The sequence below is a fragment of the Methylobacterium sp. 88A genome (genome assembly GCF_000376345.1).
GTDB lineage: Bacteria > Pseudomonadota > Alphaproteobacteria > Rhizobiales > Beijerinckiaceae > Methylobacterium > Methylobacterium bullatum.
On record NZ_AQVT01000001.1, the window covers coordinates 3,051,737 to 3,066,163 of the forward strand.

Consider the following 14,427-nt stretch of genomic DNA (forward strand, 5'->3'; position numbering starts at 1 on the left):
CAGAATGGGTCTCCCGTCTCACCGCGCGGACATTGATCTCGAATTGGAGTGGTTCGCAATTCGGATATCGCCGACCGATCCTTCGCGAACGGCGAAGGATAGCCGATGCGCCGGGCGTCGAGAACGCGGTTCAGCGCACCCGTTTTTCCTGGTCCACGGCAAAGCGAATGAGATCGGCCAAGGTCCTCAACCCGAGCTTCTGACGCATGGCGGAGCAGGTGTTGAGGACAGTGCGGTACTTGATCGACAATGTGTCGGCGATGCTCTGATACGAGGTCCCACGGCTGAGGAGGGAAAGGATCTCACGCTCTCGGTTGCTCAGATCCGCCAGGGGTGAGCGGCGGGCTCCGGCCTGCAGAACTGCGATCTCTACCGCGAGGTCGTGATCGAGGTAGCTTCGCCCGGCGCGTACCGCTTCGAACGCCTTGAGGAATTCCGCTGTCCGAACATCCTTGAAGACGTAGCCGATGGCGCCGCTCTCCAGGGCGCGCGAAACGATCACCGGGTCGTTGTGCATGCTGAAGGCGAGGATGCGCGTCTCCCGCGCGAGGGTGTGGATCCGCCGGATCAGCGACAGGCCGGACAGCCCCTCCCCCTGCAGGCTGAGGTCGGCCACCACCATCGGCGGGCGCAGGCGGTGGAAGATCCGGTAGGCGGACATGATATCGGTGGCTTCGTGGATGGTCTCGACGCCGGCATCCTCCATGAGGCGCCGGAAGCCGCGCAGGACCACGGGATGATCGTCCACCACGAGAACGGCGGTCACGGCGATACGCGTCCCTCGCCCTGGAGCGAATAGCGCTCCTTCAGCCTCGTGAGGGCGGTGGCCCGGTCGGCTCCCTGCTGGCGGGTGTTGTAATAGTGCTGGCACATCTCGCCGAAGAGCTGCTTGCGGTGGGTGGCGGCGGCGACCTCCTCCAAACCGTCGAGAAGATCGGCATAGGGTTCGGGCTTTCCCGCCTCGGCCAGCATCTCGCCGAGCTGGACGATGCGGTTGGCCATCATGCGGGGATCCTCGATGAAGACCTCCTTGGCACGGGCGAGGCTGTGGCGGAGATGCTCGGTCTGCGAACCCACCTCCGCGGCGGGCCTGCCGATCTCGCGGCTCGCGAGCCACCGGGCCGGCTCGGTCGGGTCCGTATGCGAGAGCCAGGTCGGAACGTCGGCGTCGGATTTCGTGGCGACGAGGGCCTGATCGCCGGTGCTCGCGGCCTCGCTGCCGGCCTCGTCGCCCTTGTCGCAGGCCGCCAGGGCGAGGGGGAGGCACAGGATCGCGTGGCTGATCCGTTTCATCGCACCGCCTCCGGGTTCGAGCCGACGGCGAGGCTGCGTGGCCCCTCCGCCACGGGGATGCGGGCGGTTTCCTCCAGCGACGTCAGGTCGATGACCGAGACCGAATCCGAGAACCAGTTCGCCACATAGGCAAAGGTCCCGTCGACGGCGATCCCTTCGGGGTAGCGCCCGACCGGGATCGTCGCCTTGAGGCCGAGGCTGCCCGAGTCGAGCACTGCCACGGTGCCGGCCTGCTGGTTGGTGACGAGGACGAGGCTGCCGTCCTCGCTGGTCGCGACGCCGTAGGGCATCCCGCCGATCTTCACCGTGGCCGTCACCGTCAGGCTGCCCGTGTCGACGACGCTGAGGTCGCCGCTGCGGACATTGGCCACGTAGAGCCTGTCTTCGGCGGGGCTCAGCCCGAGGGCGAACGGCCCCTCGCCCACCGGCACCGTCGCCACCCGCTCCATGCGCGCGGTGTCGATGACGCTGACCTGCCGGCTCTCGCGGTCGGCGACGTAGAGGCGGCCCCGCCGGTCGAGGACGAGGCCGGCCGGGTCCTTGCCCACGGGGCAGTCGCTCTCGACGGCTCCGGTCGATGCGGAGAGGCGGACCACCCGTCCCCCGGCCCAGTCGCCGACGAAGAGGCTCGCCCCATCCGGCGCCGCCGCGATGCCGAAGGCCTGTCCGGGAAACGGCAGGCGTTGCAGGACCACACGGGTTCGCCCGTCGACCACGTCGATCCCCGCGTGGTCCGGCTGACTCAGGTAGAGGCGGCCGTTCGCTCCGGCCGCCACCTGCGCGATCCCCTGCCCCACCGCGATGGTGGCCGCGACCGTGGTGCCCCCGGCCTCGATGCGGCTCAGCGTCCCGGCTCCCTGGCTCGCCACATAGACGGGCCCGGCCTCCACCCGAGGGGTGGAGAGCGTGAGGACGAGACCGGCAAGGAGCATCGGGCGCACAGGAGTCATCGCGCCGTCTTGCCCTCCAGGCGCGCCTTCAGACCCTTGAGCCCGTTGCTGAAATAGAGGTTCATCGCATCCTTGCCGGCGGCGTCGCTGAGCTCCTCCGGTGGCTCGTTGCCGGTGTCGCCGCGGTAAAAGCGGCCGAGCCACTCGACCTTCGAGCCCTCGCCCTCCGGCGAGACGGTGATCGTCGCGGAGTAGGACGAGACCGGGAGCGCCTTCAGGTCGGCATCGCCGAGGCGGTAGGAATAGCTGCGCTTGGCCGCGTCCCACTCGTCCAAGCCTTCGTCGAGGGTGCCGCCGTTCTTCAGGGTCAGCGTGCGACGACCGCCGGAGGCGTTGCCGCCGGTGCCGACGCTTTTCGCCACGTCCGGATGCCAGTTCGAGATGCCGGCGAAATCGCCGACCACGGCCCAGACGGCATCGGGCTTTGCCGCGATGGCGATGGACTGGTCCACTTTCTGCGGCGTCGGGCCGTGCGCGAGGGCCGTGGTTGCGAGGAAGGCGGTGGCTGCCAGGGGAGCGAGGAACGCGGACGGCAGGGCAAAACGCATCGATCAGACCTTTTTTACCAGGACAAAACGGCCGGCCCCGAACAGTGGGGCGGCGAAGACGGCGAGGATCAGCGCGAGGGCGATCCCGCCGAAGACGGGGCGCAGGTCGAGGCTGCCGGGGAGCGGGCGCGGGGTCGCCGCGCGGACCAGCGCGGGGCCGAGCCCGGCTGGTCCGTCGAGATGGGCGTAGGTCAGGCCCGTCGCTTGAGCGAGGGTCTTGAGGTAGGGCTCGCGCACCGAGGAGAGATGCTCGGTGCCCGAGGCCGCCGCGGCGCCGAAGGGGGCGTTGCGCGGGTTGTAGCCCTCGCGGCTCTCGGCATCGGCGGGGGGCGGTCCGAACCGGTTCTCCTGCTGGACGTCGCCCGAGCCATAGAATCCGGTCTCGCGGCCGCGATCGTTGTAGCGCGGGATCGGCGACAGGGCGTAGGCCCCCGCCCCGACGATGAGGCCGCGCACGGCGCCCGGCTTGCCGTCGAAGGTGGGGCCGCCGGTGCTGGGCAGGGGCGGCGCTTCCTGGCCGTCGGTGATGAAGACGAGGTCGGTGCCGAGACTGGCCGCCATTTCCACCGAGCGGAACAGCCCGGCGGAGATGCGGCTGTCGCCTTCCCAGGCCATGCGCCAATCCAGGGCGCTCAGCGCCCCGTCGAGGGGGGCGAAATCGGCGCAGATTTCGATGGGGGTGAACAGGAGGAACGGCCGGCGCTCGGTGAACAGGCCCAACGCCACCCGCGACCCGCAGGGCAGCGAGGTGACGAGTTCGCGCAAGGCCGCCTTCGCCGTCTCCAGACGGCTTGCCGGTTTGCCGTCCGCCCCGACGTAGTCGCGGACGTTCATGCTGCCGGTGATGTCGAGGACCGCGAGGATCTCGACGCCGTTGCGGGTCAGCGGCAGGGGGCGAGCGACGAAAGTCAGCGCCACGAGAGCCAGCGCGGCGGCCAGGAGTTGGAACCGCCGGTCGCGCAGGTTTCGCCGGACGAGGCCCGGCGCGCTCACGGCTCCCCCCGCGGTTGGCCGGGGATTTCGGTCCAGATCTTCTTCGGTTCGGCCTTCAGCTCGTCGCCGGTCTTGCGGTCGAATTCGGGGAAGTCACGGAGCAGGCGCGAGGCCACGTCGAGGTTGAACTTGGCGTCCCACAGGTCCGGCCGGCCCTGGAGCGCGCGCCGATAATCCTGACGGGCCAAGGTGATGAGCGGTCCGGCCGGATCGAGGTTGCTCCGTTCCAGATGGTCGAAGGCTTGGCGCAGGCGGGCATTGCCGAGTGCATAACGGGCGCGCGCGGAAAGGTCGGTCTCGCCCCGGCGGTCGAGGGATTCGATCAGCGGCTCGATCTCCTCGGTCACGCCGCGACGGGCGAGATGCTGAACCCGCGCCAGCAGGAGCGGAGCCGGTGCGTCGAGGGAAACGGGAACGTCCCTGCCGGCGGCGAGCGCCGCGATCGCGGCGTTGTCGCGCGCCGCGCGCCAAGCCACCGCGCCGAAGCCGAGGGCGATGACGAGCAGAAATATGGGAAGTACGACAAGGAGATGCGGGCGGGCGCGGCGCAAAGCCTTGCCGAGCGTGGCACCGACTCCCCCTCTCCCCTCTGCGGGAGAGGGGGCCCACGGAGTGGGTCGAGAGAGGGGAGCGCGCTGTCCGGAGAGGTCGCCCCCTCTCCCGGTCGCTCCGCGACCACCCTCCCCCGCAGAGGGGGGAGGGTTGGCGCGCTGCGGCGATATTGGTTTTAGAAACGCCTTCATGCGGCGAGCCTCTGGGGCTGGGAAGCCGGCGCGGCGGAGGCGGAAACCACCGGCCGGCGCAGGCTGAGATCCGCCTCGACGAGCTTGGCCGCGACGAGCAGGATCAAGCCCAACAGGCTGATTCCATAGGCCCATCCCGCGAGATCCCGGCGTGGCCGCTGCTCGATATAGGGGATCGGGTCGCGCTCCAGGCGCTCGATCTGGCCGATGGCGTCGGCCACCGCCTCGGCGCCCTCGGCCTCGAAGGCGCGGTAGGGTGTCCCGAGGCTCTTGAAGAACAGGTCGAGATGACGTTCGGGCGCGGCCTGAGGGGTGTCCTCGCCCGACGGCCTGTCGGAGATCGAAGGCGAGCCTTTGGTGCGCAGGAACAGCCAGTAGAGGTTCGGGCGAAGTCGCGCGAATTCGGCGCGCAACGTCCCCTGGACGCGGGGATCGATCACCGCCGCGCCGTCGGAGACGATGAGCAGGGCGCGCGAGACATTGGCGGTACTGGCGCCGAACTGTGAGAGGGCCATGCCGAGGCCGCGCGCCACGTTGGTGTAGTCGAGACCCGGCCGGTCGATGGCGGCGATGGCCGCGCGGACCGCCTCGTGCCGGTCGGTCATCGGCACCACGAGCATGGGGGCCGTGGAGAAGGCAGAGACGGCGAACTGGTCGTGGGCGCGGCTGCCGACGAACTCGCCGAGGAGCCGGCGCGAGGCCGCCGCCTTCGATTCCTCGGCACCGGAGGGCTGCAATCCGGCGAAGGTCTCGTTCATGCTTCCAGAGCGATCGACCAGGATCGAGACCTGGGCGCCGATGCCCGTGCGGGTGATGGTCTCGCCCTGGCGATAGGGACCGGACAGGGCGACGACGAGGCCGCCGATGGCGAGGATGCCGGCGAGGCGCAGGCCCCAGACGATGAGGCGCGACAGGCCGTCGACGGGGCTTGCCGCGATGCTGGAGAGCGGGGTGACCCGCTGGCTCGACGCGGCGAGCGGCAGCAGCGCCAAAGGCAGCAGCCACAAGACCCAGGGAAAATCCGCCATCAGGCGCATGAGACCACCGCCATCAGACCCATGCTTCGACCGCCATCGGACGGGTTTTCGGCCCGTTCATGATTCCCGCTCTATGGCGGTGAGTTTCCGGGTCAGCGAGACGATGTCGGCCAGGGGCAGACGCCGCATGGCGGCGGCCGGACCGGGTCCGAAGAAGCTGTGACGCGAGGCGTCGAGGAAGGCGGCGAGGCCGGCACGCTCCCGCACATAGGCGGGATGGCGGGTGAGGAAGGCCGGCAGGTCGTCGGCCAGAACCCGGCGCCCGTCGGTCTCGTCCAGCGCCCGGTGAAGCGCGAGAAGGGCGGTCTCGTAGGCCGCCTCGTCCTCCCCCCGTCCGGCGAGGGCGCGCAGGCGGCGCAGGCACGGCGCGAAGGCCCTTCCTCCGCGTTTGGCGAAGGGCCACCATGTCCGGTCCCAGGCGAGACCCGCGAAGGCCAGCAGGGCCATGGCGGCGAATCCGGCGCTTCCGACCACGAGGGGTTGCGTGTCGAGGGACGCGACCCGCCCGTCCGGACGCAGGTAGTTCCTCGGGTCTTCCCGAGCCGGCGGCTGGACTTCGCGCAGGGGCGAGATGTTGAACGACCACGGCGGGACCTGGGCCTTGACTGTCGTCGCGCCCTTGTCCGTATCGCTCACGAAGGTGACGGTGAAGCCGGGGATCTCGAGGGCACGGGCATCGAGGGCGGCGTAGAAGTTCTGATAGGTGAGATCGAGGCGCACCCGGCTGACGCCGCCCGCGGATGCCTGCGTGACCGCGACGGTGCGAAGGTCGAGCCAATAGGTGATCGCGCCGGGCTGGGGCAGCGAGGCGGCCTGTAGGGCAAAGCCCGGCTCGACCACGATATCGACCTGGGCGCGGACGAGATCGCCCAGGAAGTAGCCGAACGGGCGCGGCGTGCGCACCTCGACGGTCCGCACCTGGGACTGGGCGGCGAGCGACGAGCAGAGCAGGAACAGGAGCGGGGCGAGGCGGCGCATGGGATGCCTCAACTCGCCAGGAGGTGGCGGCTGATCGCGTCGGGGTCGAAGCGGCCCGCGAGGCGGAAGGGCGGACGACCGTAGGTGGAGGCGATCCGGCGCAGGGTCTCGGCCCGCTCGGCTTCGCGCGCGATCCAGCGGCGGCGCAGGCCGGGGCGCATGAAGACCACGCGGCGGCCGGCGCCTTCGAGATCGTCGAGTTCCATCAGGCCCCATTCGGGCAGATCGTCGTCCTCGGCGGAATCGGCCAGGACGACGGGCACGAGGTCGTGACGCGACAGGCTCGCGAAGGTCTCGGCGATGAGTGCCTCCGGCCAGCGGAAGTCGGAGACCAGGAACACGATCTTGGGACGGCCGACGAGGCGGCGGGCCGCTTGCCCCATCCCATCCGCGCGGTCGCCGGTACAGGCGGCGTCGGTCAGCCGGGAGACCACGTCGCCGGCCATGCTGCGGCGACGGCTCGCGGGCAGGAACACGTCCTCCCGCAGGGCGGCATCGCAGCCGATCAGGCCGAAAGCGTCGCCGATGCGCGTGGCCGAGGCGGCGAGGCAGCCGCAGAAGGACGAGACGAGCCCCATCCTGTCCGCCTCGCCGGAGAAGCGCATGGAGGCGGAGAGGTCGACCAGCGCCCAGACTTCGAGCGCCGTGCGGCTCTCGAAGCGGCGGACATAGGTGCCCTCGAACGGATCGCGCAGGGTGGCGCGCACGTCGATGCGGCGGGCATCCGGCATGCGCAGGAACGGCACCTGATCGCGGAAGGTGCCCAGACCGCCGGCATCGCGGCCGCGATGGGCGCCCGCCACCGTGCCGGGCACGCGGCCGCGCGGGCGGTAGACGATGTCCGGCGTCGGCTCCTGGGGCGTTCTCTCGGGCGCCGTCACGGGGCGGGCACGGTGTCGAACACGGCGCGGCAGAGCTCCGGCACGATGGTGCTGCGGCGCATCTCGTAGATCGGCTCGAGGAAGACGCGGTGGGCCATCACTTCGGGAAAGATCGCGCGGATGTCCTCGGGGACGAGCCAGTCGCGGCCCTCGAGCCAGGCGCGGACGCGGGCGGCGCGGACGAGGAAGGCGACGCCGCGCGGCGAGGCCCCGCCCTGGATCAGGGCCGCCATGTCGATGCCGGGCAGGCGGATGCCGGCCTCGTGCGGGCGGACCAGGGCCTCCCACAGGCCGACCACGTAGGCCTCGATGGCCGGGCTCGCCTGGATGCCGTGCTGGATCGCCCCGCCGATCCCCGCCATGGCGGCGTGATCGAGGACGCCGCCGTCGATGCCGGCGATGAGGGCGTCGGTGTCGTGGAAGCGCGGATCGAAGACGAGGGCGCGGCGCGCCTCGGCATCGCGCGGGGCTTCGAGGCCGATTTCCATCAGGAAGCGGTCGCGGGCGGCGGCGGGGAGCTCGAAGGTCTCCTCGCGCTCGACGCGGTTGCGGTCGGCGAAGACCTGCAGGTTGGGGAAGCGGTATTCGCGGTTGAACGCGGTGAGACTCCGCTCGGCCATGAGGCGGAGCAGGAGCGAATGGACCTGCGGACGCGCGCGGTTGATCTCGTTGAAGAAGAAGATCGAGAGGTCTTCGGATTGCCGCAGCACAGGCCCCGGCTCCACGCGCGGGCGGCCGTCATCGGCGAGATAGGTGTGATAGATGAGGTCGGACGGCATCATGTCCACCGTGCCCTCGATGCGCTCGTAGGCGCCTCCGAGCGCCCGCGCCACGGCGCGCAGCAGGGTGGTCTTGCCGACGCCGACATCGCCTTCGAGCAGCACGTGGCCCCGGGCGAAGAGCGCGATGGTGAGCAGCCGGATCGCCCGGTCCTGGCCCACCACGGCGCCGCGGACCGCGCGCTCGAAACGGCCGGCCGCCTCGCGCCAATCGGTGAGCATCGCGTCGCCGGAGCGGATGTCGTTCATGGGGTTTGCCTTTGAGGACAGCGGCCGCGATCCCCGGACGGAGCGGTCCAGGCGCCTGAGGGGATCGCGGTCACCGTGATGGCCGCCCAAAGCGATGGGCGGCGACGACGTCAGTTGGAGGAAATCTTGGTGACGTCGTATTCGAACTTGCCGGTCTTCTTGGCGGCTTCGATGCGCTTCTTGTTGCGCTCTTCCATCAGCCTGATCGACTCCGACTGCTTGTTCAGCTCTTTCGGATCGTGCTTGGGGTCGTATTTCGTGCCGGCGATCTTCTCGGGGAAGCCGGGCTTGGGCTGCCAGCAATCGCCGGCGGCCTTGCACTTGGTGCCGTCATAGGCGAGCGCGGGAACGGCGAGCAGCGCGCCCGCACCGATTGCGAGAGCCGTGATGAGTGTCCGCATGGTCGTCTCCTCTGGTTTTGATTGCTACGGCGTCCGCCGCTTCTCGCTCACCGCGCGAGGCATCCCCGCGCGACGTGACTTCCCAAGACCGCTACTCCAGCGGTGGGCACTGGCCCGGAGCGTCCTTGGGGAAGGTCTCGCCCTGCTTGTAGGGCGTGTATTTCTTCTTCTGCTCGTCGTTGAGCCAGACGGCGTCCTTGACCGGGCCGGTATAGAGATGCCGGATCCAGGCGATCGTCTGCAGCATCTCGTCGGGCGTCAGGTTCTCGTTGTGCGGACCCATCATGCCGTTGGCGCCGCCGAAGATGGTGGCGAACAGGCCGGTATCCTCGGTGTTGGACGGATAGGTCCAGTAATTGTCGTTGAGGCCGGGGCCGAGCTTGCCTTCGGCGAGGTGCCCGTGACAGCCGGAGCACGAGGTCGCGAACAGCGACTCGCCGTTACGCAGGCAGGACTTGTCGTCGATGTAGAGGTTCTTGCCGGTCTGGAAGAACTCCTTGACGGCGGGAGTGTCGCGGCCACCCTCCTTGCCCTCGGAGGTGTTGAGTTCCTCACCGGTGACGGTGTTGCGGAAGGTCATCCCCGTTGACGGGCCCGCATTCGGCTGGGCCAGGGCCGCCACGCCGATGGAGGTGAATCCGAGGGCGAGGAAGGCGGCGAGGACACGGTTCGTGTGACGCATCGATTTGCTCTGTTTATCCCCGGACTTGCGGCCGAGGTGGGCGTACCGGTGCTCAGCGCACCGGCGACGCGGGACAGGGTTCGGAGGATCAGTTGGAGACGGGGGTGACGGGCACGCCGTCCTGGCGGAGGATCGCCTCGATCTGCGGGCGGGCCTTGGCGATCGCGGCATCGAGGGCCGCCTTCAGGGCCTGGTCGTCGCGGCGGACGCCCATGGACTGGTCGAAGCTCTGCGGCACCTTCTGGCCGTCGCTGCGCACCGTATCGTCCGGCACCGGATTCATGCGCAGGGGCTGGCTCGAATCCTTGACGTAGCGGGCGACGTCCGGCGCGAAGGCCACGGCCACGTCGGCCTTGTTGGCGACGACTTCGCTGACCATGCGGGCCGGGTCGATCTGCGTGTAGGTGTTGCGGGCCGCGCGGAAGTTCACCAGCGAGTAGAGGTAGGCCATGTCCTCCTCGTAGCGGCCGATATCCTTCAGCATCGCCTCGCCCGGCGTGCCGAAACCGACGACCATGTGGTCGATGGTCTTGAGGCGCGGATCGGTCCAGGACTTGATGTCGAGGTCCCGGTCGGCGCGGGTGATGAAGACGTAGCCGCTGCGGTAATAGGGCTTCGTGGCGAGCACGCGCGGGTCGTCGCTGTCGAGGCCGACCACCACGTCGCACAGCTTCTTGTCGAGGCTGTCGCGCACGAGATAGATCGCGGCCTTGTCGGACCAGACGAACTGCGCCTTGCGCCCCATGGCCTCGGCGACGGCGGAGGCGATGCGGTTCTCGAGCCCGGAGCCGTCCTTCATCGAGAGCGGCGGCTGGTTGGCCGCGCAGACCCGGAGGACGCTGTCGTCGGGCGCGGATTTCGTGTCGGCCTGCGCGAACGCGGCACCGCCCAAGGCGAGGACAGCCGCGACGGACAGACATCCTTTGGCGAAGGACATGAGAGCGTTTCCGTTGTTTTTTATGGGTCGGATTCGTTGGGATCGAGGCGGCGTGAGCGGAGCGCCGCTCTCCTCCCCAGCGGATCTCGGGCCTGCCCGAGATCCGTCGAGATTGCGGGGAGGAGTTGGAGGTGGCTCCGCTGGCCTCCGCGGCCTGCGGGTCACCCAACCACCCCCACTCCTGACCTCTCCTCACAAGGGGGAGAGGGACGCGCTCGTTTCCCGATGCAGCCGTTACTTGGCTGCCGTCTGGTACTCGCCGACGCTCGGATCGTCGTACGGACCCTTGCCGTTCAGCGAGAACACCATCACGCCGCCGCCCATCTGGGTGTAGTTGGCGAGCTTCTTGAAGGCGCCCACCGCGCCGAGACCGGCCGTCGGATCCTGAAGGTCGAACACGAGGCCGACACCCGGCCAGCCGCCGACGCCGTAGTAGATGGCGACGTACTGATCACCCTTGTGGCTGTAGGTGATCGGGTAGCCGATGGCGCCCGACGGCATCTTGAACTTCCAGAGAAGGTCTCCGTTGTCCGAGTTGCGCGCCTTGATGTAGCCGTCCAGCGTTCCGTAGAACACGAGACCGCCGGCGGTCGCCGTCGTTCCGCCCCACACGGCGAAGCGCTCCATCTTCTCCCATTTGAACTCGCCGGTGATGGCGTTGTAGCCCTTGATCTGGCCCAGACCTTCGTAGTTCTGGCGATCGCCCTTCGGGCCGGGATACATGTTCAGAGTGGCGCCGACGAAGAACTGACCGGCACGGTAGGGAAGCATGAAGGGCTCCCAATCCATGCAGATGTGGTTGATGCCCATGAAGAAGAGCTTGCGCTCGGGATCGTAGGAATCGTGGCCCTGGTTGTGGTAGCCCATCGCCGAGGGACAGATGTCCTTGGCGAGGTGGTCCATGCGGGTGCCGTATTCGGGATCGCGCACCGGCTGGCCGGTCTTCAGGTCGACCGACTTGAACACGTTGACGGTGTCGTCGATCTTGTTGGCCGAGACGAGCGAGCCGTCCGTCCGGTCGAGCGTGTAGACGATGCCGTTCCGGTCCGGATGGGTCAGGAGCTTGCGGTCCTTGCCGTCCTTGTCCTTCTGGTTCGACAGCATCATCACGTTGACGCCGGCGTAATCCCACTCGTCGTGCGGGGTCTTCTGGTAGCCGAACTTGGCTTCACCCGTATCGGCGTCGCGGCCGAAGATGGTCATCGTCCACTTGTTGTCGCCGGGACGCATGGTCTCGTTCCACGGCGCCGGGTTGCCGGTGCCGAAGTAGATCAGGTTGGTGCCCGGATCGTAGGCGTACCAGCCCCAGTTGGTGCCGCCGCCGATCTTCCAGGCATCGCCCTCCCAGGTGGAGGTGCCGAGGTTCTTCTGGCCGTAATGGGGGTTCTTGATGTTGAAGTCCGCACCCAGCAGCAGGTCCTTGTCCGGGCCGGTGGCGTAGGCGCGCCAGACCTGGGAACCGGTCTTCACGTCGTAGGCGGTGAGGTAGCCGCGCACGCCGAGCTCGGCGCCCGAGGAGCCGATGATGACCTTGTCCTTCACCACGTAGGGGGCGATGGTCAGGGTGGAGCCGACCTTGATGTCGGAATTCTCGACCTTCCACACCGTCTCGCCGGTCTCGGCGTTGAGCGCCATGACGTTGCCGTCGAGCAGGGTCTTGAGGATCAGCGCCGGGGTCTTTCCGTCGCCGGGCCAGTAGGCCAGACCGCGGTTCACGAGATCGCAGCAGGCGACGGCGCGGGCGGCCGGGTTCTGCTTGGGCTTGTCCTGCCAGAGGATCTTGCCCGGATCGTCGAGACCGAGGGCGAACGTGTTGTTCGGGAAGGAGGTGTGGATGTACATCTTGTTGTCGACGACGACGGGCGCGCCCTCGTGGCCGTTGAGCAGGCCGGTCGAGAACGTCCAGGAGACCTTGAGGTCCTTCACGTTCGTCGTGTTGATCTGCTTGAGCTTGCTGTAGTTGTCCGAGTCGTAATTCTTGCCCGGCATCACCCAGTTTTCATCGCTGTTCGACAGATCGATGAGCTTGTCGTTGGCTGAGGCGATCCCTGACAGTCCGATCGGTGCCAGGGCCAAGACGGCCAGCACCGAGACTGAATTCAGTAACCTGTTCATTCTGCGTCTCCTGCCCTTCTGCCGCGTGCTCGACCCCGGGGGATCGGCCGCAGCCATTGCTTTCGCCGGTTCAGCAAACAGTCAGTCGATCGATATTATGAACGTATTTATAAGAATAACCTGACGCTGGCCGCTCTTATAAAAGACTTATTACTGATCCATCGGCTAGCTATATAATCATTTGCTTTGCCTGATGTCTTTAGCCACTTCAACCTTTTTTTACAGGACGATTTGGCAACTTGAACCATACCTTTGTGCAGCTGTTCCGGGTCGATCCGGAGGGCATCCGTCGATGCGCCACATGCGGGCGGGGCCGGTCTTTCCCTGCGGGTCGAAGGGCTTAGCCGGCTCGGCGATGGCGATCCGCGCGATGGGGCGATCCGGCGTCCGGCAGGGCATCATGCCTGGGCGCGGAGCCCCGGCGGTCATAATGCGCAAGAGTTTTGCACCGTTCCGCGTCAGGAAAAGCGTCCTGTGCCCTCGAACCCACGCTTTACTCAATGTGGACCGGCGCTAAACTAAGCCCGGGTAGGAAACAAAAACGAGACATGCCGATGATCAGAAGAACAACTGCGCTGGTGATTTGCCTGATTGTCCTGCCATCCATTGCCAATGCGGCACGGTTGACCATGGATGACAAGGTGTCGCGCTGGCCCCGTGCCTCCACGGACGAGAAAATCGATTTCGCCACGCGCATGGGCAAGGCCTTCTCCAGCCTCAACGCCGAGCTCGACAAGAACTACTTCATCCGCTGCCTGGAAGAGACCGCGAACATCGGCAATCCGGGCGAGATCAAGCTGGAATCGGCGGTGAAGATGTGCGTGTCCGTGAAGAAGGACCCGCCGGAATAGACGGCCTTAGCGCAGGCCCGTGTTCAAGGCGCGAGGCCACGGATTCCGAACCGCCCTCCTCCCCGGATCGAGCGGCGATGGCGCAGCATCAGCATCGGTTCACATCGCAGATGACCCATGTCGCAGCCGACAGCGCGATCCGCCGGAGGCACCGTGCCCGGTTCCGCCTGACACCCGGAGCGGCCCTGGCCGGCCTCGCGCTCATGGTGGCGGGGGCGGCGTCGGCGGAGGAAGGGCGCATGGCCGCTCTCTATCCGCATGACGGGCGGCGCGATCTCACGGGCGCCGACATCACCCGCTATCCCGGCGCGGGCGTCCTGTTCTGCCATCGCCGGCCGGACGGCATCCCCCAGAAGGCGGCGGCGGCCTGGCTCGTGGGGTCGCCGCGTCTCGTGGTGATGAACGCGCACAATTTCCGCAACCGCCGCATGGAGGTGACGCGGGAGGTGGAGGATTGCTTCTTCCAGATCGGCGGGCGGAACTACGGCTTCGTGCCGGCGAGCCTGCGCCTCGGTGCGGCGCCCGATGCCAAGGCCCTGCACATCACCGACGACTGGGCCCTGCTCGATCTCACCGAGGCGGTGGTCGGCGCGCCGCCGCAGCCGGTCCCCGACGCGCCGATTCTGGCCACGGGCATCGCGGAGATCCCGGTGGTGATGGTCTCACCCGGCGGGCACGAGAACTATCGCGGGCCGAGCAGCACCGAGACCTGCGCGATCCACCAGATCGATCCGCCGACGGAGGACGACATCCGCCGCGCCCGGCACAATTGCAACGACGGGTTCGGCGGCTCGGGCTCCGGCCTGTTCGACCTGTCGGGCCGTCTCGTGGCGATGCAGAGCGCCTCGCTCTCCATGAACTCGCGGCGCCCCTTCGATCTCGAGTTCCATTACGGCTCCGCCCTGCTGTTCGAAGGCGCCCTGCTGGCGGCGATCCGGCAGGCCGTGACGGCGGAGGGCGAGGCCGCGAAGAGCCGGTGAGGCGCCGGGG

16 protein-coding genes are annotated in these 14,427 nt (G+C 68.1%); 2 read left to right on the plus strand and 14 right to left on the minus strand.

Translation table 11 applies throughout. The features are described 5' to 3' along the window. Positions 1-130: 130 nt before the first annotated feature. The 14 genes from A3OM_RS0114685 to A3OM_RS0114750 all read right to left on the minus strand — a co-directional run bounded on the left by A3OM_RS0114685 (position 131) and on the right by A3OM_RS0114750 (position 12,586). Positions 131-766, minus strand: coding sequence for a response regulator transcription factor (locus A3OM_RS0114685; protein WP_018044522.1), 636 nt, complete (start codon positions 764-766; stop codon positions 131-133). Then, positions 763-1,293 (minus strand): hypothetical protein, encoded by a 531-nt coding sequence (locus A3OM_RS0114690; RefSeq protein ID WP_018044523.1) that lies wholly within the window; start codon positions 1,291-1,293, stop codon positions 763-765. Before A3OM_RS0114690 ends, A3OM_RS0114685 begins: the two co-directional genes overlap by 4 nt. Beyond that, on the minus strand, positions 1,290-2,243 hold the full coding sequence (locus A3OM_RS0114695; protein WP_043764340.1) for a YncE family protein: 954 nt from the start codon (positions 2,241-2,243) through the stop codon (positions 1,290-1,292). Before A3OM_RS0114695 ends, A3OM_RS0114690 begins: the two co-directional genes overlap by 4 nt. Beyond that, complete coding sequence (locus A3OM_RS0114700) at positions 2,240-2,791, minus strand: SRPBCC family protein (protein WP_018044525.1); 552 nt, start codon at positions 2,789-2,791, stop codon at positions 2,240-2,242. The genes A3OM_RS0114695 and A3OM_RS0114700 overlap by 4 nt, the downstream gene beginning before the upstream one ends. Before the next feature lie 3 nt (positions 2,792-2,794). Further along, complete coding sequence (locus A3OM_RS0114705; RefSeq protein WP_018044526.1) at positions 2,795-3,784, minus strand: vWA domain-containing protein; 990 nt, start codon at positions 3,782-3,784, stop codon at positions 2,795-2,797. Then, the gene (locus A3OM_RS0114710; RefSeq protein WP_018044527.1) at positions 3,781-4,335 is read right to left on the minus strand and encodes a hypothetical protein; all 555 of its coding nucleotides are present in this window, start codon (positions 4,333-4,335) and stop codon (positions 3,781-3,783) included. The genes A3OM_RS0114705 and A3OM_RS0114710 overlap by 4 nt, the downstream gene beginning before the upstream one ends. Positions 4,336-4,523: 188 nt before the next feature. Beyond that, positions 4,524-5,564 (minus strand): vWA domain-containing protein, encoded by a 1,041-nt coding sequence (locus A3OM_RS0114715; protein WP_018044528.1) that lies wholly within the window; start codon positions 5,562-5,564, stop codon positions 4,524-4,526. Between the two features lie 57 nt (positions 5,565-5,621). Beyond that, the gene (locus tag A3OM_RS0114720) at positions 5,622-6,542 is read right to left on the minus strand and encodes a hypothetical protein (protein ID WP_018044529.1); all 921 of its coding nucleotides are present in this window, start codon (positions 6,540-6,542) and stop codon (positions 5,622-5,624) included. An 8-nt stretch (positions 6,543-6,550) separates the two neighbouring features. Beyond that, positions 6,551-7,381, minus strand: coding sequence for a DUF58 domain-containing protein (locus A3OM_RS0114725; RefSeq protein WP_244479028.1), 831 nt, complete (start codon positions 7,379-7,381; stop codon positions 6,551-6,553). Between the two features lie 38 nt (positions 7,382-7,419). Then, positions 7,420-8,451, minus strand: a complete 1,032-nt coding sequence (locus A3OM_RS0114730; RefSeq protein ID WP_018044531.1) for a MoxR family ATPase — start codon at positions 8,449-8,451, stop codon at positions 7,420-7,422. Positions 8,452-8,561: 110 nt separating this feature from the next. Continuing rightward, the gene (locus A3OM_RS0114735; RefSeq protein WP_018044532.1) at positions 8,562-8,852 is read right to left on the minus strand and encodes a methanol dehydrogenase [cytochrome c] subunit; all 291 of its coding nucleotides are present in this window, start codon (positions 8,850-8,852) and stop codon (positions 8,562-8,564) included. A gap of 91 nt (positions 8,853-8,943) precedes the next feature. Further along, on the minus strand, positions 8,944-9,534 hold the full coding sequence (moxG, locus tag A3OM_RS0114740) for a cytochrome c(L), periplasmic (protein WP_018044533.1): 591 nt from the start codon (positions 9,532-9,534) through the stop codon (positions 8,944-8,946). 88 nt (positions 9,535-9,622) lie between these two features. Further along, positions 9,623-10,471, minus strand: a complete 849-nt coding sequence (gene moxJ, locus A3OM_RS0114745; protein ID WP_018044534.1) for a methanol oxidation system protein MoxJ — start codon at positions 10,469-10,471, stop codon at positions 9,623-9,625. 234 nt (positions 10,472-10,705) lie between these two features. After that, a complete protein-coding gene (locus A3OM_RS0114750) occupies positions 10,706-12,586 on the minus strand; it encodes a methanol/ethanol family PQQ-dependent dehydrogenase (RefSeq protein ID WP_026176056.1) in 1,881 nt (626 codons plus the stop codon). A 548-nt stretch (positions 12,587-13,134) separates the two neighbouring features. On the opposite strand from A3OM_RS0114750, the gene A3OM_RS0114755 reads away from it, so the two are divergent. Beyond that, positions 13,135-13,437 carry a hypothetical protein gene (locus A3OM_RS0114755; protein ID WP_238253793.1) on the plus strand — a complete coding sequence of 101 codons (303 nt, stop codon included), beginning with the start codon at positions 13,135-13,137 and terminating at the stop codon, positions 13,435-13,437. A gap of 203 nt (positions 13,438-13,640) precedes the next feature. Further along, positions 13,641-14,417 (plus strand): trypsin-like peptidase domain-containing protein, encoded by a 777-nt coding sequence (locus tag A3OM_RS0114760; protein WP_157196555.1) that lies wholly within the window; start codon positions 13,641-13,643, stop codon positions 14,415-14,417. The last annotated feature ends 10 nt before the right edge of the window (positions 14,418-14,427 follow it).

Bases quoted from the DNA above. Each gene is read 5' to 3' on its own strand.
- A3OM_RS0114730 (WP_018044531.1), bottom strand. From the start codon at position 8,451: ATGAACGACATCCGCTCCGGCGACGCGATGCTCACCGATTGGCGCGAG.
- A3OM_RS0114755 (WP_238253793.1), top strand. From the start codon at position 13,135: ATGCCGATGATCAGAAGAACAACTGCGCTGGTGATTTGCCTGATTGTC.
- moxG (WP_018044533.1), bottom strand. From the start codon at position 9,534: ATGCGTCACACGAACCGTGTCCTCGCCGCCTTCCTCGCCCTCGGATTC.
- A3OM_RS0114735 (WP_018044532.1), bottom strand. From the start codon at position 8,852: ATGCGGACACTCATCACGGCTCTCGCAATCGGTGCGGGCGCGCTGCTC.
- A3OM_RS0114695 (WP_043764340.1), bottom strand. From the start codon at position 2,243: ATGACTCCTGTGCGCCCGATGCTCCTTGCCGGTCTCGTCCTCACGCTC.
- A3OM_RS0114715 (WP_018044528.1), bottom strand. From the start codon at position 5,564: ATGCGCCTGATGGCGGATTTTCCCTGGGTCTTGTGGCTGCTGCCTTTG.
- A3OM_RS0114720 (WP_018044529.1), bottom strand. From the start codon at position 6,542: ATGCGCCGCCTCGCCCCGCTCCTGTTCCTGCTCTGCTCGTCGCTCGCC.
- moxJ (WP_018044534.1), bottom strand. From the start codon at position 10,471: ATGTCCTTCGCCAAAGGATGTCTGTCCGTCGCGGCTGTCCTCGCCTTG.
- A3OM_RS0114690 (WP_018044523.1), bottom strand. From the start codon at position 1,293: ATGAAACGGATCAGCCACGCGATCCTGTGCCTCCCCCTCGCCCTGGCG.
- A3OM_RS0114700 (WP_018044525.1), bottom strand. From the start codon at position 2,791: ATGCGTTTTGCCCTGCCGTCCGCGTTCCTCGCTCCCCTGGCAGCCACC.
- A3OM_RS0114760 (WP_157196555.1), top strand. From the start codon at position 13,641: ATGGTGGCGGGGGCGGCGTCGGCGGAGGAAGGGCGCATGGCCGCTCTC.
- A3OM_RS0114750 (WP_026176056.1), bottom strand. From the start codon at position 12,586: ATGAACAGGTTACTGAATTCAGTCTCGGTGCTGGCCGTCTTGGCCCTG.